The organism is Ktedonobacter sp. SOSP1-85, from assembly GCF_016587415.1.
Classification (GTDB): Bacteria; Chloroflexota; Ktedonobacteria; order Ktedonobacterales; family Ktedonobacteraceae; genus Ktedonobacter.
On sequence record NZ_BNJI01000001.1, the window covers coordinates 5,275,103 to 5,293,982 of the forward strand.

An 18,880-nucleotide genomic window follows, 5' to 3' on the forward strand; every position below is an offset into this window, starting at 1 on the left:
ACAAGTTTTATCCAAAATCTTCTTTATCTGTTATACTTCTCAGATAAGATATTTCTGACATCAACGACTGGAAAGGGCGGCTCTGTGTCTCGCGATACGCCTTTTGAAAAGGATACTAACCTGATTCCTGTTCCATCCGTGCTACCGCTGCTGGAAACCAAGCTGCATCCGCCACTTCTCTCAGGGAAGCTGGTCAGACGACCTTGCTTGCTTGAGCAGCTTGACGCGAGCCTGAACTACAAAGTGACGGTGCTCCAGGCGCCAGCAGGCTCCGGCAAAACGACGCTGGTTAATCAGTGGCAGCATCTCCATTTTCCTGAGGCACAGGACACATCGGGAGCAGATGCCGTTCTTGCCTGGCTTTCGCTTGATGTTGGCGACAACGATCTCCTGCGCTTCTGGCGCTACCTCATGACTGCCTGCCTCAAATTCCTGGCACCGGAGCAGCAGGCCTCGGGACAGGCAGCGCTGGCCCTGCTTAGTCCGCTCACCCCTTCACCCTTTGAGCCACCTGCCTTGGACTCGGCTCTGACGCAGTTGCTCAACACCCTTGCGCGCTCGCCCTTCGAGGGTCTGCTGGTAATCGACGACTATCATGTGATCGAGGATGCTCGTGTTCATGAGACGCTGGCCTTTTTTATCGATTACTTGCCCGCGACGATTCATATTCTGCTGCTTTCGCGCTCTGAACCGCCACTTCCGCTCCTGCGCTGGCGAGCCAGGGGTGAGGTATACGAGCTACAGACAAGCGATCTGCGCTTCTCCCTCCAGGAGACAGCAGCGTTCTTTCGCCAGGCCCTCCCTCACGACCTGTCGCCAATGGCTCTGCAGCAACTTGATAACAAGCTGGAGGGGTGGGCTGCCGGATTACGCTTGCTCTCGCTGGCCCTCTCGAAATGGCGAACTCAGGAGGCCATTGACCAGGCCGTCCTCTCGCTTGGCGCGCTGGATACCGCTGCCGATCGCTCGCTACTCGATTACTTTGTCTACGAGATTTTGGAGACGCAGCCTGAGCCAATACAGCGCTTTCTCCTTCAAACCAGCATTCTCGGCCGCCTCTCTGCTACGCTGTGTGTAGCCGTCACCGGGGATGAGCAGAGCGCGACTCAACTGGAGGCAGCCGAGCAGGCTGGACTCTTCCTGGAAGCCCTGGAGGGACCTGGAGGTTGGTATCGCTATCATGCGCTCTTTGCGGCGGCCATGCGGCATGAGGCCGAACGGAGGCTGGGTGAAGAGGCCCTGCGTGACCTCTCCTTGCGAGCCAGCGTATGGTATGAGCAGGAGGCGTTGCTCACAGAGGCTATCGAGGCCGCATCGCTGGCGCAGGATATGGAGCGGGTCGCGCGGCTGATCGAGCGGGTACACGTCCAAAATTTCTCTGAGCCACAAACGATGTTGCGATGGATGGAGCTGCTTCCGGAAGTGGTTGTACGCGCGCATCCCATGCTCTGCTTTCTCTTTGCCACCGAACTCCGCTTTCCGGTGAAACTCTGGTTTGCTCAGGAAGCAGCGTTAGCCACTGAGGTGGCCACTATCCCTGATGGCGAACGCGTGCGTATCGAGAGGTTATTGCAACTGGCCGAAGAGGGCTGGCAGCGCAGTGGCGACGTCTCCTGGATTGGTGCCATCTGGGCGCACCGCGCGTTGAGCGCCTTGCTGGATGAAGCCCCCTTCTCTTCAGTTGTGCATTTCGCCCAGCAGGCACTCATCTTCTTGCCGCGAAAAGGAGCGTTGGATCGGCGAGTGCAGATGTATCGGTCGGCATGCCTCTTTTTTGTGGGCAAGGAAAAGCTGGATCTTGGCCAGGTGAGCGAGGCGCGCGCGATGCTGCTCCAGGCTCAGGAGGATAACCTTCCGCCTGGCAACCGCTTTCTTGCCGTTGACATTCTTCTGACCCTGGGCAAGATTTACCTGGCCCAGGGCGACTTCGCGCTCGCGCAAACGCATCTTCACCAGGCGCTCTTAAGCGCTCGCGAACTCTCTGATGAGAAGGTGATCGTAGAGGCGCAGCGTGAGCTGGACAGACTGGAAGGGAGAGTGGAAACCAATGGACTGGTGGAGCCGCTCTCCGCGCACGAAGAACGAGTGCTGCACCTGCTGATCGCGGGCTTGAGCAACCAGGAGATCGCGAGCGAATTGATTATCTCAGTCAATACTGTGAAGTACCATATCAAGCACCTCTATCAGAAGCTAGGTGTCAGCAACCGCCTCCAGGCCAGTGAGGCGGCGCGCCAGTTACATCTCTCCTCTCCCTCTAATACTCAGCGTTATGAGCCACGCTAGATAGCCTCTCCTCTCTTCACTACCTCCTCGCCTCTCTATCAACTACCCTTCGCACTACCCGCATGGGTGGGGAGTTCTTCTCCTGAAATGGCTATACTCTCAACAGTAGCAAGCAATGACAACAGACACACAATAAAAAACAAAAATCTTGCTCTTCTCTCCAGAGAGATGGCGCGAAAAGAAAGTGAAAATATTCATGGCTGTCAACATGTTCACCGCTCTTATGACACGCAAAAGCAGGCAGCAAAAGCTCGCGAAAGCGCTTATGATCACTACTCCCAATGGGATTGTCAATGAACGCTTCATCAAGGTTGGTGGTATCGACCAGTGGATCACGATCCGCGGCGAGGACCGCCGCAACCCGGTCCTGTTTTTTGTCCATGGTGGCCCAGGCTCAACCTATTCGATCTTTGCTCCCCTATTACGTTCCTGGGAAAAGTACTTTACGCTCGTTCAGTGGGATCAGCGCGGCGCGGGCAAGACCTTCCACAAAAATGGGAAGGCTGGCACCGGCCCCCTCACGTTTGAGCGCCTGGTCCAGGACGGGATCGAGATCGCGGAGTTTTTGCGCCAATACCTTGGTCAGCCCATCATTCTCGTGGGCAGCTCGGTCGGCAGCATTACTGGGACCATGATGGTCAAACATCGGCCTGAGTTGTTTGCCGCCTATGTGGGCACCGACCAAAATAGCACGCCCGATGCCAGCGAGCTTTCGTATCAACTGACGCTGGAGTGGCTTCGCGCCTCAGGCAATACCCGAGGTGTGAAAGCAGTGGAGAAACTTGGAGCCAGGAAAGGGAAGCTTACTGCTAAAGAGTTTACAGCACTGCACCAGTGGACGATCAAGGCCAACCCAACGATTCCAAACATGATTATGGATATCATGTTGCCAGCCATGCTGACCTCACCCGATCACACGCTGGGAGATCTTATAGACATCTTCAAGGGCATGAACTTTTCGACTGATCAACTATTGAACGAACTTATGGTGTCCGATCTCTGCGCGCTTGGTGCGCGCTTCGAAATCCCATTCTTCGTCTTCCAGGGCGATACCGATGCGATCACGCCAACAGCTGCGGCGAAGGCCTACTTCGACACACTTGAGGCTCCGCACAAGGAATTTGTCCTGATCAAACAGGCTGGTCACCTGGCGGCTTTTGCACGGCCAGAACAGTTTCTCAACGAACTCCTGCAACGGGTGCGGCCATTGGTACTCGCCTCGGTCGTTGGCACGAAATAATGAGCGCACTGCCCTCTGCGTCCAGCAGAGGGCAGTGCGGTTATATAAGGTTTCACATGGCGCCCTGTAACAAAAACACAGGATGTTTGCCCGCCACACGTTCAAATTCCTCAAAGGAAGATTCCGCGTTGACCTGGTAGTAGCTAGCAAAAGGGTTGCCGCCTTTGATATCTTCTTGCAAGACGAGAGCTGCCTCCTTGAGGGGTAGTTCTCGTGCATTGACTCTTTCAACGCGCCGCCCACGCGTGAGGGTAGCCTCTCCCGCGGCTTGCAGATTGCGCACCCAGGCCACGGCTCCAAACGGGGAGGCCAGATAGCGCTTCCCATTACGCTCAATAGTTACAATCGGAACCGTACGTGGCTGTCCACTTTTGCGCCCACGCACCGTAAGCAGGTACATAGGGTAGTTGCCGGGTCCTACGAGCTTGAAGCCCGCGCGCAGCAGGGTCGTTGTCATAACATTTGCCAAACGTACAAACAGAGGGGCATGATATGTTTTTGCCATAATTATGACCAATCTCTTAGAGTGTTTTTCGTCCTTCTTCTCAGCTTTTGGCGGGCTCTTTGAAGGCCTCTTGCAGCATAAACTTCAGCATGCTGGGCTGCGCCGAAAACGTTGCCACGGCGATCACCTTACGTGCGTACTGGTTCGTGGTGAGTTGTTTGAGCATACAGTCGGCCAGGTCTGCCCTGGAGGTAAATTGTCGGCTGATGTGATCTTCAGCCACCTGGTAATCGGTGACGGTTTCTGTCTCAAAGAGACCAGAGGGCCGGACGACCGTCCAGTCAAAGTCGCTCTTCCTCAACATAGTTTCCATCTCTTTCATATCCGCGTAGGTCGTCTTCCCAATTGTGGACATCACGATCGGTTGCAGAATTTTATCAAAGATGAAACCGCCTCCCGTCTCGTGGTTCGTACCAGTCGCGCTTGAACTGACACAGATGACGCGACGAACGCTGGAGTGCTTCATGGCTTGTGTGATATGGGCCATGCCCCGCGAATAGATGGTAATTGGCTCGCGACTAAAGGGGACACCAAGGGTGGAGAGGACCGCGTCCTGTCCAGCAACAGCCTGTTCAACCACCGCGAGATCGAACACGTCTCCTTCCATCACGTTCAAGTGGACATCTTGCAGGGGGAAGGTTTCCGGGTGGCGAGTAACAGCCGTCACGATATGCCCTGCCTCCAGGGCCTGTTTGGTCAAGATTTTTCCTGTCGCACCATTCGCGCCAAAAATGACAATTTTCATTTTAACTCCTTAAGCCGCGCAATCACGACCGATGGGTCAAGCCGATGGAAAAAGTTTGAGTCGACGGAAGCCAGGCGAACCGTCCTGGCTTGATCGATGAGAAATGTTCCTGGCACCGGCAATTCCCATGAATCGTCGCCGTTGTAGGCAGGTAAGTCTGCGCCAAGCTGGGCATGCAAGGCTTTTCCTGCCTCGTCGAGCTCGAAGGCAAGCCCGTACGCTCGTGCCACACGATTCCCCCTATCTGAAAGTACGACAAAGCCCAGCTCGTGCTTTTCCTGCGTTGAGAGGCTGTGGTCTGGCGTCTGTGGAGAAATCGCGACAAGTGTTGCCCCCAGTTCCTGGAGCTGCGGCAACGCCTTCTGATAGGCACGCAATTCCAGGTTGCAGTAGGGACACCATTCGCCACGATAGAATATGATGACGACCGGCCCCTGTGTGAGTAGCTGCGAGAGCGTCACCGCTTGCCCCAAGGCGTCGGGCAGCGTGAAATCAGGTGCCTGCTCATCTTCCTTCAGCGCGAATTCCGCAACGCCAGATGCGGCAAGGTGCTCAATGTGGCTATCCACTTGCCTCGCCATTTCTTCTGGGACATATTTTGCCCCCCGAGCCACGAATGTATCAATCTGTTCCTGCAATGGAATGTCGGTTGGAATCGTGCTTGCTACTATGCTTGCTAAAGAGCCTGATGGGATATCTGTTGCCATCTTCCCTCTTTCCTTTTCTAGCAATGGAGATGTTATGCTCATGACCACTCTTGGTGATCATCTAGAGAGAAAGAGGGTTACGCGGTCACTTTTGGGACAACTTTCTGGCCTGATTTTGCCCATGCCAGATCATTGAGCACAGATCCCTCAGCATTGCTAAGGGATGCAATGACAGCGCGAGCCGCGTCATCCAGGGGGAGAAGCGCTATGATACAGGGATACATGTGGCTACAGACCGAGATGCGAACATGCTGGAGTTGAATGGGGAGCATTTCTCCAGTTGTGGCATTTTGGCCGAGCAGCAACTTTGATGGCTCCTGATGCTGATCGTGTAGCTCAGGCGTTCGTTCCCAATACTGACGAAAATCAGCAACTGCGCAGAACTGATCTACCAGTTCTTGATACCACGGTTCAAATTGATATAACCTGTTGCTTTGCTTAAAGAGTTGAATGCCCCGTGACACTCCCGCCTGCCAGGCTGTGACGGCCTGCTCATTAAAGGTTGAGCGCCTTCGGATTGGCAAATCATACCGAAAAAATAAAGGGAGGACATGTCGTTGTGTACGTGGAAGCGCGGTGAGTGAGGGAAGCTCAAAGAGGCGCTGGAAGGCCTTGTTGATTGTCTCTATTTCCAGGGTATGGGTCACAAGCATGGCGGGATAGGGGAGGGTTCCCATGAGTTGTCGGGCTTGCTCTAATGCTTGCCGAAGTTCAATGCCCTTTAATTCAAGACTTTCTGGAAGATAGCGAGCGGCTAAGAGCAAGTCATTGCGCTGGGCAATGGTACATTCCAGATAATCGGCAATCTGCATCAATGTCTGGCGGCTGGGAATTCGCTGTGAGCGGCCGACCAGCAAATTTTTATAGGTGGGACACACTTCATCAGTTAGCTCCTGTTGCGTAAAGCGTTTGAGGAGTGGATGAGGGTGATCCCTCACCTCTTTCTGACGAGCGAGCCGCAGGATTTCAATCTCCTCAAGGGTGTCGTGTAGCACATTTGATCTCTGAGAAGATTTGGGGTTGCTTTCAATCATGCCTCTCTCCTGCTATGAGGACTGGCTAAGATCCGATCCATTGAATAATTTCTCGCCAATCCAGGTGTAGTTTTACACTTGGTACAACACCTGCTCCCTTCTATACTATTTCCTGGAACCAATACATGAGGAATTAAGATGTTTTTCTGCAAGAGGTGTATTTTGCAGAAAGGGTATAGGCAAGAAGAAAAGGAGTTACGGTAATGGCGATTGTAGGAACTCTTACGCGAGTAGAGGTAAAGTCCGGTAATGAGGCACTCATTGTACAGGCTCTCCAGGAAGCGTTCTCCATCGTTCAGCAGGAGCATGCCACAACCACCTGGGTCGCATTTCGCCAGGAGCCTTCAGTATTCAATGTCTTCGATGTGTTCTCCGATGAAGCAGGTCGGCAAGCATATTACCAGGCCCGTTGGCCGCAATTGCAAACAAGAGCTTCCCAACTGTTTGTTGAGGGATCGCTTGCCATAGAGAAGGTCGATATCCTCCTGGCAAAACTGCCTGAATAGTGGCTTGAGAGACCTTGAGGCTGTTTATTTTTTTCTGACAACCCACACTACGAATGGAGGGAACAATCATGACCAAACTCGAAGGGAAAGTTGCTGTTATCACGGGTGGGAACAGTGGCATTGGCCTCGCCACAGCCCAGCGCTTCGTCGCAGAGGGGGCGTACGTGTACATCACCGGTCGCCGCCAGGGCCTCCTCGATGAGGCAGTCAAGCAGATCGGGAGAAACATTACTGGAGTTCAATCGGATATCTCGAATCTCGCGGATCTTGATCAGTTATATGCCACGGTCAAGCAGCGTCACGATCACATTGACATCCTCTTCGCCAACGCCGGTGGGGGAGAACTGGTTACATTAGAGGCCATCACTGAAGCTCACTTCGATCAAACGTTTAACACCAATGTCAAAGGGACGCTCTTTACCGTGCAAAAGGCCCTTCCCCTCTTGCGAGACGGCGGTTCAGTCATTCTCACTGGCTCGACGACCTCGATTACAGGTATTGAAGCGTTGAGTGTTTACAGTGCAGCCAAGGCTGCTGTACGCTCGTTCGCGCGCAGTTGGATTCTGGACCTGAGATCCCGCCAGATCCGGGTTAACGCCATCAGCCCTGGCCCGACCAATACGCCGGGACTGAATGGCTTAGTACAGACTGAGGAGGAGCGTGAACAGCTTTTGACGCACTTCGCGTCCATCGTGCCGCTAGGGCGATTGGGTGATCCTGACGAAATTGCGAAAGCCGCCGTGTTCCTCGCATCAGATGAGAGCAGCTTTGTCAATGGGATTGAACTCTTCGTCGATGGAGGGCAGGCACAAATCTAAGTGATCCTGGTCGCGGGTATCTCATCGAGATATCTGCGATGTGTTTTACCTGGTCGCTTTGTTCCTGGATAGCTCGCTTTCATCCCCATGTGCTAGAATGAGACCTTAGCCCGCATGCATTATCTCGCCGGGTACGAACGCTGGCCACCGGGGGCGCTTCACAATGGCGCGAGGCACAGCCCCCAAAGTTCGCTCTCCTTAACCTGATGAGATTCGCAGTATACTAGACGAGGTTTTGTTGTACGGCATAGGCAACCGCGGCGGTACGGCAGGAGACGCCGAATTTTGTATAGATATGGGCCAGGTGGTGCTCAACCGTTTTTTTACTGATACTCAAGGTGCGTGCGATTTGAGGGGTGTTCTGCCCCCGGGTGAGGAGGCGCACCACCTCTATTTCGCGCTGGGTCAGATCAGTCGCCTGTGAGCGCTTCGGCGCTACTTTTTTGCTAGTATCGCCAGCTTGCAAGGAAGCGACCAGGGCCTCATAGCATGCAGTATCAAGTTGCGTTCCCACGCATGCAGACATTGAGGCGAGTACACGCGATTTTTGTTCTTCATGATTTTGCTGCCCCTCTTGCGTTGCGCGCACATAGGTATTGGCGACGGCAAGAATACGCCCTGCAAGTGGTATCTGCTCACCCTGGAGTTGCCTATGGTAGCCTTGCCCGTTGACCCATTCGTGATGTGAGGCGGCAATAGGGGCAAGATCGCGCAATGGGGCGACCTGTTCCAGGACACGCTGGGTATAGTAAGAGTGGAGACGATAAATTTCCCATTCGCTCTGGGATCTACGCGCTCCTTTGACAAGAATACCAGAGGGTGTCGCGACCTTGCCAATGTCATGGACCAGGCCCGAGCATTTGAGTGTGTAGAGCTCGCCAGGGCTTAAGTCAAGTTGCTTGCCTATGCCCTCCGCTACCTGGGCGACAAGTTGTGAGTGATGCCAGGTTCCAGGCGTTTTGCCATCAACAAAGTCCGCCAGGGCCTGGCATACGTCTTCTTTGCGGTCTGTCGTGACAGTATCAGCGGATGTATATGGGCGCATTTGTATGATCGCTTCGCGGGTTATTGGGTGCTCCAGGTCGTCTCCCCCCTGGTCTGAGGGGGTCAGGTGCAGGAACGCCTCCACAATGTCTGGATCAAAGCGGGTACCTTGCTTTTCTCTGGCGAGGGTGCGTGCTGCGGCTATTCCTCCAACGCTGGTTGTGAGTTCCATGACCTGTGCCAGGTGTAAGATACGCGCGGGAAGCGGTATCTCGCTGGCCTTTAAGCTATAAGCCAACCCTTTGCCATCCCAACGTTCCCACTGGAAGCGGAGCGTATGTTGTACAGTCTCTGGAAACCCGAGCCTGCGCGCAAAGAGCTCAGCCACTTCGCAATGTCCGCGCATAGCTTCACGAATGACAGGGCCACATTGGGCGATGAAGGAGAAGAGTTTGGTGACGCGACTGGGGAAGCGTGCATCCAGGGGGACATTGCGCGAGAGCCAGCCTAGCATTTCATGAAGCTGTGATGGATCGACGAGCATGAAATCAGCACGCGGCACCTGTTCGTCGTCCGGAAAGAATGCCGAGATACCTGCCGAACAGGCGGTGCAGCCGACATCCTTGAGTAGCGCGCCGTAGAAGACGGCTTCCTGTATGTCGGGCGAGAGTCGAAGGGCGTTGGTAAGCTGGAGGCCAAGGTAGGCGCTTTTCATCCCGTGCTCCATATCCTCACCAAAGCCCATACCCGTGGCAAAGGAAAGCGCGCAGAGCAGCGTCGCTAGATTCTCATCTGACTGCTTGTTTTCAACCATAACACGCTCTCACCTGTGGTGCACAAACAGCTCTCTACTCTATAAAAAGATCTGGATATAGGGGAACTCACCGATGTATGACCATAAGGTTATATGCTACACTTCTCTCACATTATACCCATTATCGCGGAAGAAGCAAAGCACAAGGGCAGATAGTAATAACACCATCCTGAAAGCAGATAGGTTGCTCTTGTTGTCAGAAAGGTAGAGAGGAATGATGTATATGAAGAGAGGTGGGAAGGTGCTAGAAGGAACTGAATCATATATTATATGTACATGCTCACTTTCTGTTTTGAGACAACTCGCCTATGAAATTGAAGATAAAATTAAGGCAGAAGCTGCGGGAGAAGCAAGAATTGCTTATTCTGGCTCGAGCCAGCGCAGACAGGAAGGAGTTATTTGTATCTGGCTCAATGGTGAAAAGGTGCCGCTCTTTTTCAAGAACAGCCTTTTCAGGATGCTGCATATGGATGAGGATATTCTTGATTTTTCCATCGTTCCCCTGCCTCTTTCTCCGCACAGCGACATTACGTCTTTGATGCCTCTGCCTGGCTAAAGCACTGAAAACTCCCCACATTGCACTTGCTCAGGTTGGAAGACGGCAAAATAATGATGTGAGTGGGAATGTGTAGAGAGTTCATGCGTGCTGGCGCCAGGTCTCCAACAATATGAGGCAACCTATGAAAAAAGATAGTCATGCCTTTAAACGGTCAACAGCAACAGCGCAAGCGGAAAAGAGGCAAAGTGCATCGACTGCGGCCGAGCAGCCGGTGTTGTCGTTTGTCTCTCTGCTTGAAGCATTACCAGTCCATACATCCCTCATGCCACCTCAACAGGCCTGGCATGCACTGACTGAGATGAGGGGCATGGCGCAACATCTGATCATGCTTGCCAAACAGCAAATTGATTGTGATCAGATCGGTATGATTGCTATCTCTCCTCCTGAAGAATATTTGCATACAGTGGCAGTTAGTGGATTTACGCCTGTAGAAGCTCAATTTTTACAAGAAAGATCTGGTAGCCATACCCTCTCAGATTACTTTGATGCAGATGCACGCGCCTCTCTCCACGCGGGGCAAGTGCTTCTCTTGCCTCGCACACATATTCACATTCCTTCCGAATATGAGGGGATGATGCGAGACCAAAATGTTCTCATTGCTCCTCTCTATGCAAGAGATTGTTTGAGTGGCATTCTTATCGTAGGAAAGCCGAGTTACGCAAATGCGTATACACAGGAAAACTTCGAGATTATCAAAGCCATTGCCACACTGATTATGTTGGCGCTCGAGCGTTTATTTGTAATGCATGAATGGGTAAAATCTCAGGCAAACGAAGTGGCGCTCGCAGAGACGAATCGACGCATGAACAGCTTTATCAGCTTGACCAGCCATGAATTGAACACTCCGCTCACCAGCTTGATGGGAAGCCTGCAGTTGGCGCAACATCGTTTACAAAAATGCGCAAATGGGAATATCGATCCGCAACAACTGATACGATGCTTTGAGCGTATGCAACATGGACTCAGGAGCGCCTGGTTGAGTGCCTACCAGATGAAGCGCCTCATCAATCACATGATTGATGACTCACTGCTCCAGTCCGGGAATCTCATCCTGCATAAACAACGTTCCAATTTGGCCGAGCTTACACGACACATTGTTGAAGAGGTACAATATGCGCATCCGCAACGTGTCATTCGCTTCTCGTGTGCTGAGCAACAGGCAGGTTACCCGGTATATATCGATGAAACTCGCATCAGAGACACGTTGTATTGTTTCTTGGATAATGCTCTTGGAGCCCCCACATTCATACATGAGGAGGAAACAGGCGAATGAGACGAGATTCACCAGAAGGATTACAGGTGCAGGACGCGCGTCAGATACGATTCCACTTGTGTGTTATACCACTGAGGATCGAGATTCCATGATTGGACATGGTCCGCGCCATTGACGCGATTATAGGTGACAATATCGGTATGTGCTTGCGCGAAGGTATCGCTTACCGAGACGGGCGTGGTGGTATCATTTGTGCCATGGAAGAGCAGAATGGGGGTCTTGCCCTGCGGCTGATTGAGCTGGTTGAGCGCGTCGAAATTGATTTTGGCGCGTTGAGTGGCGAAGAACTCGGCGGTGCTGGCAACCACATCTGGCAAGTAGCGACTGGCAGCCTGAAAGCTCAGCGTGGAGCGCCAATCGAGTAATGGGGCATCGAGCACGAGTGCCTGAACGTTGCTCGCATATTGTGAGCGATGCTGGAACGCTTCAACGATCGCGCCACCCATCGACCAGCCATATAGCACGAGGTGGTGGGCGCCATGAGCCAGAGCATACTTGACGCCAGCTTCCAGATCCTGCCACTCAGTATCACCCAGGTGATAGTAGCCATCCGGGCTAGCTGGGGCATTCATATCATTTCTGTACGAGATGGCAAGCATGGGTATGCCAAGTTTCGCCAGCGGTTGCATGAAGCGCAGGCTGCTATCGAGCGTATCGCCTCGCCCATGAACCAGGATGCCCCAGGTATCCAGCTTACCAGGCACATACCAGGCGGGCATCTCTCCTAAAGACGTCGAGACTTGAACGGTGCTGATATGTAGCTCCAGTGTATCCTTCAATCCGTTTAGATATACCTCTCTATTCCAGGAAACCATAGTGTGTGATGCCAGAGGGGCGGTTGTCTGGAGTAACTGGCGCGTCACGGTGTCCTGGTTTTCGTCGGTAACCTTGCCCACGATGGCTGCTCCGTTGGCCCAGGTGATGCCAAATGTACCTGGCTGCTCGGTGTCCTGGGTGTGTGGCAGGGTCACCACTTGCGTGCTCACATTGGTTGCCTCTAAATTATAGGATATATCGTGCGTAGGTACTAAAAGTACATTGGAGAAGTAATAGCCAATGCCTCCGCACGCGATTGCGCATAGAAGAATCAGCGAGAGCAAGGTCACTAAGATCCTTTGCGGACTCAGAAGGCGAGATTTCCTGGGGGCTACAACCCGAACAGGCGTATTGCTGATGAAAGTGCTCATGAAAACTTCCTTGCTATTCTAATGTAATATATTGAGCCACTGTGATATATTGGGCCACGAGAATATTTTTCTTATGGTGCTTTTACCATATCAACAACGACCATTGTCACCTCAGTATATGTCTCTTGGTCACGCCAAACATGGGTCATTAGACCCATTTAAAAGGCACCAGGAAAAGCTCATGATATAGTGCTCTTCCTAGTGCCTTCTTTATTTCAAAAGACATTCCTTATGAGATCAACGGCTTCGAAAGGCTTCCAGGTGTTTATCGAAGTGCCTCTTGATATACACATGGTAGTCCGCCTGGTGTTCATTCAGGAGGTGATGCAGCCTGGAGCCAAAGGTATCTAGGACTGATCCGAAGGTGACATGTAAGACCTGGCGTGCATCAAACTGGTTTAAGAGATCTGGTAGTTGATCCTTAGTTAAGGACGCGATGAGTGGGAGCTTCGCTAGCGTGGCCGAGACATGATACGTTTTGCGGTCGGTATCATAGCGGCTACAGGCGAATTCGACGATCTCCCTGAAGAACGAACTGTCGATGGAAGCGATGAGGCGCAGGGCTTCAAGATAGCTTGTTCCTGCGGTCTTAAGATGTACAAGGCCCTGGGTATGGCGCATCGTGATGGGATAGACCTCGAATTTGTCCGAGCCCGTATGCAAGCTGAGCTTATAGTCATTGTGAAAGTAGCGCATAATGCTGGCGTGTCCAGCGATATTTTGTTCCAGTTCCGCGAGATCACCAATGTAGTCCACCCCTTTCTCGAAGCGTCCCACAAAGCGCGGTGCCAGACTGACGAAAGGAACACTGAGCCTCTTCAACTCGGATACAATGTAGAAATGTTCAAGCAATGCGGTTGTGGTCCTGGTCTCATCAACCGAGATCTCCATTTCAAAGGGACGCTGACCAGCGAGTTCTTGAATCCTCCGTGTCATGCGCGCCATGTGAGCCACGGCAGCACCATATTTGACAACCGCTTTGAGCAAGGTATGTTCATCAAACGCTAGAGGAAGATCTTCAATATCGAATTGTCGGTGATACCGCTGTTGCGTTTCATTGAGCGAGCTTCGTAGATCGCTCCAGGGAAGAGCAGAGGCTTTCTGACGTAGGGTTGCAGTGTTATCTTCTTCGGCATCATCGTCAACATAATCGCCGGGGTCAATAGTATAGAATGTATAACCGGCGGCGATGAAGGGTTCAATATCAGCCAGAGCTTTCAAGTGGTCGGCATCCGCTCCCCAGGGTTCGCGCCAGCCCGCTTCAAACGCTCCCCACATGGCGTCATCGAGTACCTGTTGTGGTGTACGACCCGTACGTGTATTTTCGCGTACTGATTGTTGCGCGAAGATGGGAGCCACGCCTGTGCCGCGTACGCTTTGCACATGTCCGGGGGTGGCGATGCCCAGGCGATCACCAAAGCCTGCTGATGTTTGCAGGCCTAGTACGCTTGGTTGTAGCCATGGAAGACGTGCGCGTAGAACACGCGCGTTTTCAGGGGTTCGGGCGCATAGCATAACCTGGTCGCTGTGTCGCAGTTCCCCAACAAAGCCATTGGTATGGCCCTGCACGACGAGCAGCTTCTCGCCTGGTATGGCTGTCGTGATCAGAGCATATGTTGTGTTATCGAGGGTAACGACTGATGTATCAATGATCGGTAGATTGAGATTATGAAGCATTCTTATGACTCCAGTTTATAGGCCTGTTTTGCCAGGCGATAGGCCATATCCACAACCATCTCATGGGCATCCTCTTCATCAATGATGCCACGTAGCACCATTCCAGCCAGCCAGTCGGCGCTGGCACGCCGCCATAAATCATGGCGCGCAGGAATGGAGGGATAGGCGCGCGTATCGTCGTTGAAGCCAGTGGTGTTGTATATCCCGGCAGTCTCCACGACATTATCGAAGAAGCGGCGTATACCGTTCAAGCTATCAAAGAACCACCAGGGGGGACCAAGGCGCAGGGCGGGATAGTGGCCCGCCAGTGGCGCGAGTTCTCGGCTATAGGTTGTCTCATCGAGGTTAAATACAACGATGGTCAGGTCATCTTCCCGCCCAAAGCGGTCAAGCAAGGGTTTCAAGTTGCGTGTAAATTCGCTGGCGACAGGGATATCAGCGCCCATGTCACGTCCGAAGCGCTCGTAAATCGCAGGATTGTGGTCACGATAGCTTCCAATATGCAATTGCATGACGAGGCCATCTTCAACGCTCATGCGCGCCATTTCAAGCAACATATGACCTGTAAAGCGGCGCGCATCCTCTGTACTGACCTGACCCTTCAATGCTCGTTGAAAAATAATCTCAGCCTCACGTTCGCTGAGATGCTCGGTGTACGCGGTCATGGCGGCATGATCGGTGGCGGTGGCTCCCATCTCTTTAAAGAAGCGACGCCGCTGTTTCAGCGCTGCGATATACGAGTGATAACTGGTTACATCGATGTTGGATACCTGACTCAAGCGTTGAATATTCTCTGCAAAGTGTTCCGCGTCGATATTCACAACCATGTCAGGACGAAAGGTTGGAATGACGCGCCCGTGCCAGCCCGATTGGCGAATGCTTTCATGATAGTGAAGTGTGTCGGTAGCGGCATCGGTCGTGGCGAGTACCTCAATGTGAAAGCGTTCAAACATCTGGCGCGGCTGAAACTCAGGGCTGTGTAGTTTCTCTTCAAGGGCGTCGTAAATCTTCTGCGCGTTGGCGGAGTTTATCTTCTCCTCGATACCAAAGATATCGCGCAATTCATCACGCAACCAGAGACTCGATGGTGTCCCTCGGAACAGGTACCAGTGGTCGCAGACGATCTGCCATATCTTACGATGATCTGGCGTCGCGAGATGGCTCCCTTTCTCTTTGGAGGGGATGCCCAGGTCCTCTAACATGATACCTTGGGAATAGAGCATGCGGAAAATATAGTGGTCGGGAATAATCAAGAGATCAACGGGCGTCCCCCAGTCGTAGTTGGATGCGCAAAGCATCGCTGGATTAACATGTCCGTGGACGCAGACAAGAGGAAGGTCTTTTACGCGTTTATACAGACTGCGAGCAATCTGGCGTTGAGCAGGATCCGATGAAAAGAAGCGGTCTTCTAATGACTGAGTCATTGGATCTCCTATCTATGAACCAACAATGAACATATCGAGGAATAAAGCGCTGTAGCGTAAACGCTGCGCATAATTTGGCAGGATGACATGGCGTGTTACTTCCCTTTCAAGCGCACAACGAATTGTGTCGGCTTGACGAAACAGAGCGCTATGATCAGCAGCGCCATGGTGGTGAGCATATAGACGACAGCCATGGCGTTGATTGCTTGCTCTGGCCGCATACCCGAAGCAAAGGCATCTCCGTACAGGGTGACGACGAGAGTTCCGGCATCGGCGTTGGCAACCAGGTAGGTCAGCTCGAACATCGCGATAACGCGCACAACCGCCAGTATGCCCGCGGTGAGCAAACCTGGCATCACCAGGGGGAGCACGATTCGCCAGAACGTTTGTAAGCGATTCGCGCCGAGCATATGGCTGGCTGATTCCAGCGAGATATCCACCTGTTCGATGAAAGGAACGAGAATGAGTATAACGAAGGGCAGCGTGGGCACAACGTTGATGAGAATGACGCCTGGTAATTCGCCACCAATGTAGCGTAGCAAAACTGTCGCAAGCGGAATACCGTACGCGAGTGGCGGTACAAGCATTGGTAGCAGATAAAAGCCCATCAGCGCTCCCTTGAAGCGAAACTGTTGACGCGCCAGCACGTAGGCGGCGGGGAAGCCTACAAGCATGGAAATAAAGGTTGCGCCAATCGCGACAATGAGCGTGTTCGAGAGGAGTTGCACGATGTCATGGTCACTAAATGCGAAGGCGTACCATTGTGTGGTAAATAGTCCTTCTGGGAACCAGGTCGCGAACCACTGCTTGCCCAGCGAGTCGAGCACAACCGTGCAGACCATGGCCAGGATGTTAAGAATAAAGAAGCCGATCGCAGTGTAAAAGGCGAGCGTACTCCAGAAACGCCCCCTGCGCCTCTGACGCCGTGGCCCCTCTGACGAACGAGTTGGCACGTTGTTCGTGGTACTGGTGACCGTATTCTGGGAAACCTCAATGTTCATTGCCTATACCCCCTTGCCGCCACTGATGGTCGCGCCACGTGCCGTTTTGCGTTGCAGCCACAGGACCAGTGCAATCACCAGCAATTCAATAACGCCCATGATCAACGATATCGCCGTGCCAAGCGGGATGTTGTAATTGGTAAAGGCCGTTTCATAGGCGGCGATGGCTAGCACGCGCGTCTCATGCGATGGTTCTCCAACCAGGTTCGCTGAAGGGAAAACACTAAAATTGGCAACAAAATTGAGACAAAACGCGACCGCGATACCCGGTAATGAGAGGGGAAGTACAACGCGCCAGAAAGTTTGCCACGGCCTCGCTCCTAGCATCCGGCTGGCCCTTTCCAGATCCGGGCTGATCGCTGACATATAGCCCAGGATCAACAAAAAGGTGAAGGGAAAGCCCTGGATAAAGAGCGCGATCTCGACCGCGAGCCAGTGATGCAATAGGTGCATGGGTTGCTGTATGAGGTGTAACGAGAGGAGCACGCGATTGAACCAACCGGTAGGCGAGAAATAGTCCAGCATCGCCTGGGCCACCATAACGTTTCCGAGCGTGATGGGCAGAATCAAAATTGCGGTGAGCAGGCGTTCAAACTTAATTCCTCGACGCATGTAATAGGCGAGGGGAATGCTGACCAGCACGCTAAAGAGGGTCACAGGCAAGGCGACACGAAAGGTTGTCCAGATGGTGGCAACCAGGTCGGAATTGCTAAAAAACTGGAAATAGTTTGTCAGGCTCCAGGACGGTGCCTGCTCGCTTGAACGTAAGCTGATATCAAGACCGAAGAGCAAAGGATAGAAAAACAGCACAAGTACCAGCATGATCGCTGGTAGCGAGAGCAACACCGCGCTGCTATTGACCTTGAAAGGAAGTCCGCGCCTGTTTATCTTGCGCCGTATGGAGGAATGAGGTATATCTGCCATCGCATTATCTCTCGACTCTCATCGCCGCGACATCTACTAGATCCTGCTCCGCGCTGGTGTGACCTGTTGTCATTTCGTCGTCAGGGAAGAGCAAAAGCCTGTCGGGTTGCACGCCAAATGTAAGCGGAGTGCCAATTGCTGGCGCGTGGGCACTGTGCACCAGCAATTGTGTGCCTCTCTCGTCCGCAAGTTGTACCAGAATCTCATATGCTCGCCCCACATATTCCACCAGTCGCACATGGCCCTGGACGTGGTTCTCGGCGGGCAACGGATCAGCCAGTGTTTCGTCGGGACGTATGCATGCCAGTACACGCTGCCCCGTTTGCCAGTTGGTACTCTCTGCCGCTGTACTACTGGCGGTAAATTGCACACCGGATGCCGTCTGAATGAGCCAGTACTCGCCATCTCTTCCTATAACTGTGCCAGGGAACTGATTGAGATACCCCATAAATCTGGCTACAAAGAGGCTCTGAGGGCGATTGTAAATTTCTTGTGGCGTCCCAATCTGTTCGATGCGACCCTGGCGCATGACGACGACTTTGTCTGAGAGCGACATGGCTTCGGATTGATCGTGCGTCACGTAGACGGTTGTCAGACCAAGCTCAGTATGTAAGCGCTTAATTTCGATACGCATCTCGTTGCGCAGGTTAGCATCCAGGTTGGAGAGCGGCTCGTCTAAAAGGAGGAGAGAAGGTTCCAGAACAATCGTACGCGCAATCGCTAATCGTTGCTGCTGACCACCGCTCATCTGGGCCGGATAGCGTTTCCCGAAATCCTGCAAATGGACCATATTCAGGGCTTTACGGACACGTTGTTCTCGCTCAGCTCGGGGAACACGGCGAATTTCCAGTCCATAGCTGATGTTTCGTTGTGCGGTAAGGTGCGGAAACAAGGCATAGTTCTGAAAAACCATGCCAAAGCCGCGCTTTTCCGCCGGTAAGTGTTGGACAGGTGCACCATTGAGTAGGATCTCGCCTTCAGTCAATTCAAGGAGTCCAGCGAGGCAATTGAGTGCTGTGGACTTGCCGCAGCCGCTAGGACCCAGCAGGGTAATAAACTGACCGCCAGCTATTTCGAGGGTAAAGTCGTGTAAGGCTGTCGCATCACCAAAGCGGCGCGTCATGCCCTTGATCACGAGCTTCTCTATTTTCTTCATGCTTCTTGTGTCCTGGTTTGGTGGTGTATTCGGTTCTAGCAAG

Annotated in this window: 17 protein-coding genes; 6 read left to right on the forward strand and 11 right to left on the reverse strand. The window is 52.9% G+C overall.

All coding sequences use genetic code 11. From position 1 onward, the window contains the following. The first annotated feature begins 84 nt into the window (after positions 1–84). Both KTE_RS47650 and KTE_RS21990 read left to right on the forward strand, forming a co-directional pair. Complete coding sequence (locus tag KTE_RS47650; RefSeq protein WP_236600516.1) at positions 85–2,283, forward strand: LuxR C-terminal-related transcriptional regulator; 2,199 nt, start codon at positions 85–87, stop codon at positions 2,281–2,283. A gap of 196 nt (positions 2,284–2,479) precedes the next feature. Further along, the gene (locus KTE_RS21990) at positions 2,480–3,523 is read left to right on the forward strand and encodes an alpha/beta fold hydrolase (protein ID WP_201384658.1); all 1,044 of its coding nucleotides are present in this window, start codon (positions 2,480–2,482) and stop codon (positions 3,521–3,523) included. Positions 3,524–3,575: 52 nt separating this feature from the next. Here the strand turns inward: KTE_RS21990 and KTE_RS21995 are convergent, their stop codons facing one another. The 4 genes from KTE_RS21995 to KTE_RS22010 all read right to left on the reverse strand — a co-directional run bounded on the left by KTE_RS21995 (position 3,576) and on the right by KTE_RS22010 (position 6,514). Beyond that, on the reverse strand, positions 3,576–4,028 hold the full coding sequence (locus KTE_RS21995) for a nitroreductase family deazaflavin-dependent oxidoreductase (RefSeq protein WP_201384667.1): 453 nt from the start codon (positions 4,026–4,028) through the stop codon (positions 3,576–3,578). A gap of 40 nt (positions 4,029–4,068) precedes the next feature. Next, the gene (locus tag KTE_RS22000) at positions 4,069–4,773 is read right to left on the reverse strand and encodes an NAD(P)-dependent oxidoreductase (RefSeq protein WP_201384669.1); all 705 of its coding nucleotides are present in this window, start codon (positions 4,771–4,773) and stop codon (positions 4,069–4,071) included. Beyond that, entirely contained in the window at positions 4,770–5,480 is a 711-nt protein-coding gene (locus KTE_RS22005) for a peroxiredoxin-like family protein (RefSeq protein WP_201384671.1), read from the reverse strand. The genes KTE_RS22000 and KTE_RS22005 overlap by 4 nt, the downstream gene beginning before the upstream one ends. Positions 5,481–5,557: 77 nt before the next feature. Then, entirely contained in the window at positions 5,558–6,514 is a 957-nt protein-coding gene (locus KTE_RS22010; RefSeq protein ID WP_201384673.1) for a hypothetical protein, read from the reverse strand. A 203-nt stretch (positions 6,515–6,717) separates the two neighbouring features. On the opposite strand from KTE_RS22010, the gene KTE_RS22015 reads away from it, so the two are divergent. Together KTE_RS22015 and KTE_RS22020 are read left to right on the forward strand one after the other, a co-directional pair. Next, positions 6,718–7,020, forward strand: a complete 303-nt coding sequence (locus KTE_RS22015) for an antibiotic biosynthesis monooxygenase (protein WP_201384675.1) — start codon at positions 6,718–6,720, stop codon at positions 7,018–7,020. 68 nt (positions 7,021–7,088) lie between these two features. Beyond that, positions 7,089–7,838, forward strand: a complete 750-nt coding sequence (locus KTE_RS22020) for an SDR family NAD(P)-dependent oxidoreductase (protein ID WP_201384677.1) — start codon at positions 7,089–7,091, stop codon at positions 7,836–7,838. A gap of 223 nt (positions 7,839–8,061) precedes the next feature. On the opposite strand, the gene KTE_RS22025 is transcribed toward KTE_RS22020, so the two are convergent. Continuing rightward, positions 8,062–9,636: an HD domain-containing phosphohydrolase gene (locus tag KTE_RS22025; RefSeq protein ID WP_201384679.1), complete on the reverse strand. Its 1,575-nt coding sequence runs from the start codon at positions 9,634–9,636 to the stop codon at positions 8,062–8,064. Between the two features lie 223 nt (positions 9,637–9,859). On the opposite strand from KTE_RS22025, the gene KTE_RS22030 reads away from it, so the two are divergent. Then, complete coding sequence (locus KTE_RS22030; RefSeq protein ID WP_201384681.1) at positions 9,860–10,192, forward strand: hypothetical protein; 333 nt, start codon at positions 9,860–9,862, stop codon at positions 10,190–10,192. A gap of 124 nt (positions 10,193–10,316) precedes the next feature. Next, positions 10,317–11,468: a HAMP domain-containing histidine kinase gene (locus KTE_RS22035; RefSeq protein ID WP_201384683.1), complete on the forward strand. Its 1,152-nt coding sequence runs from the start codon at positions 10,317–10,319 to the stop codon at positions 11,466–11,468. A gap of 20 nt (positions 11,469–11,488) precedes the next feature. Here the strand turns inward: KTE_RS22035 and KTE_RS22040 are convergent, their stop codons facing one another. From KTE_RS22040 to KTE_RS22065, 6 genes are all read right to left on the reverse strand, one after another. Continuing rightward, positions 11,489–12,655 (reverse strand): S9 family peptidase, encoded by a 1,167-nt coding sequence (locus tag KTE_RS22040; RefSeq protein WP_201384685.1) that lies wholly within the window; start codon positions 12,653–12,655, stop codon positions 11,489–11,491. 237 nt (positions 12,656–12,892) lie between these two features. After that, the gene (locus tag KTE_RS22045) at positions 12,893–14,332 is read right to left on the reverse strand and encodes a tagaturonate epimerase family protein (protein ID WP_201384687.1); all 1,440 of its coding nucleotides are present in this window, start codon (positions 14,330–14,332) and stop codon (positions 12,893–12,895) included. A 2-nt stretch (positions 14,333–14,334) separates the two neighbouring features. Next, complete coding sequence (gene uxaC, locus KTE_RS22050; protein ID WP_201384689.1) at positions 14,335–15,756, reverse strand: glucuronate isomerase; 1,422 nt, start codon at positions 15,754–15,756, stop codon at positions 14,335–14,337. 95 nt (positions 15,757–15,851) lie between these two features. Further along, a complete protein-coding gene (locus KTE_RS22055; protein WP_201384691.1) occupies positions 15,852–16,757 on the reverse strand; it encodes an ABC transporter permease in 906 nt (301 codons plus the stop codon). Between the two features lie 3 nt (positions 16,758–16,760). Further along, a complete protein-coding gene (locus KTE_RS22060) occupies positions 16,761–17,681 on the reverse strand; it encodes an ABC transporter permease (RefSeq protein ID WP_201384693.1) in 921 nt (306 codons plus the stop codon). Between the two features lie 4 nt (positions 17,682–17,685). After that, a complete protein-coding gene (locus tag KTE_RS22065) occupies positions 17,686–18,837 on the reverse strand; it encodes an ABC transporter ATP-binding protein (protein ID WP_201384695.1) in 1,152 nt (383 codons plus the stop codon). Between the last annotated feature and the right edge of the window lie 43 nt (positions 18,838–18,880).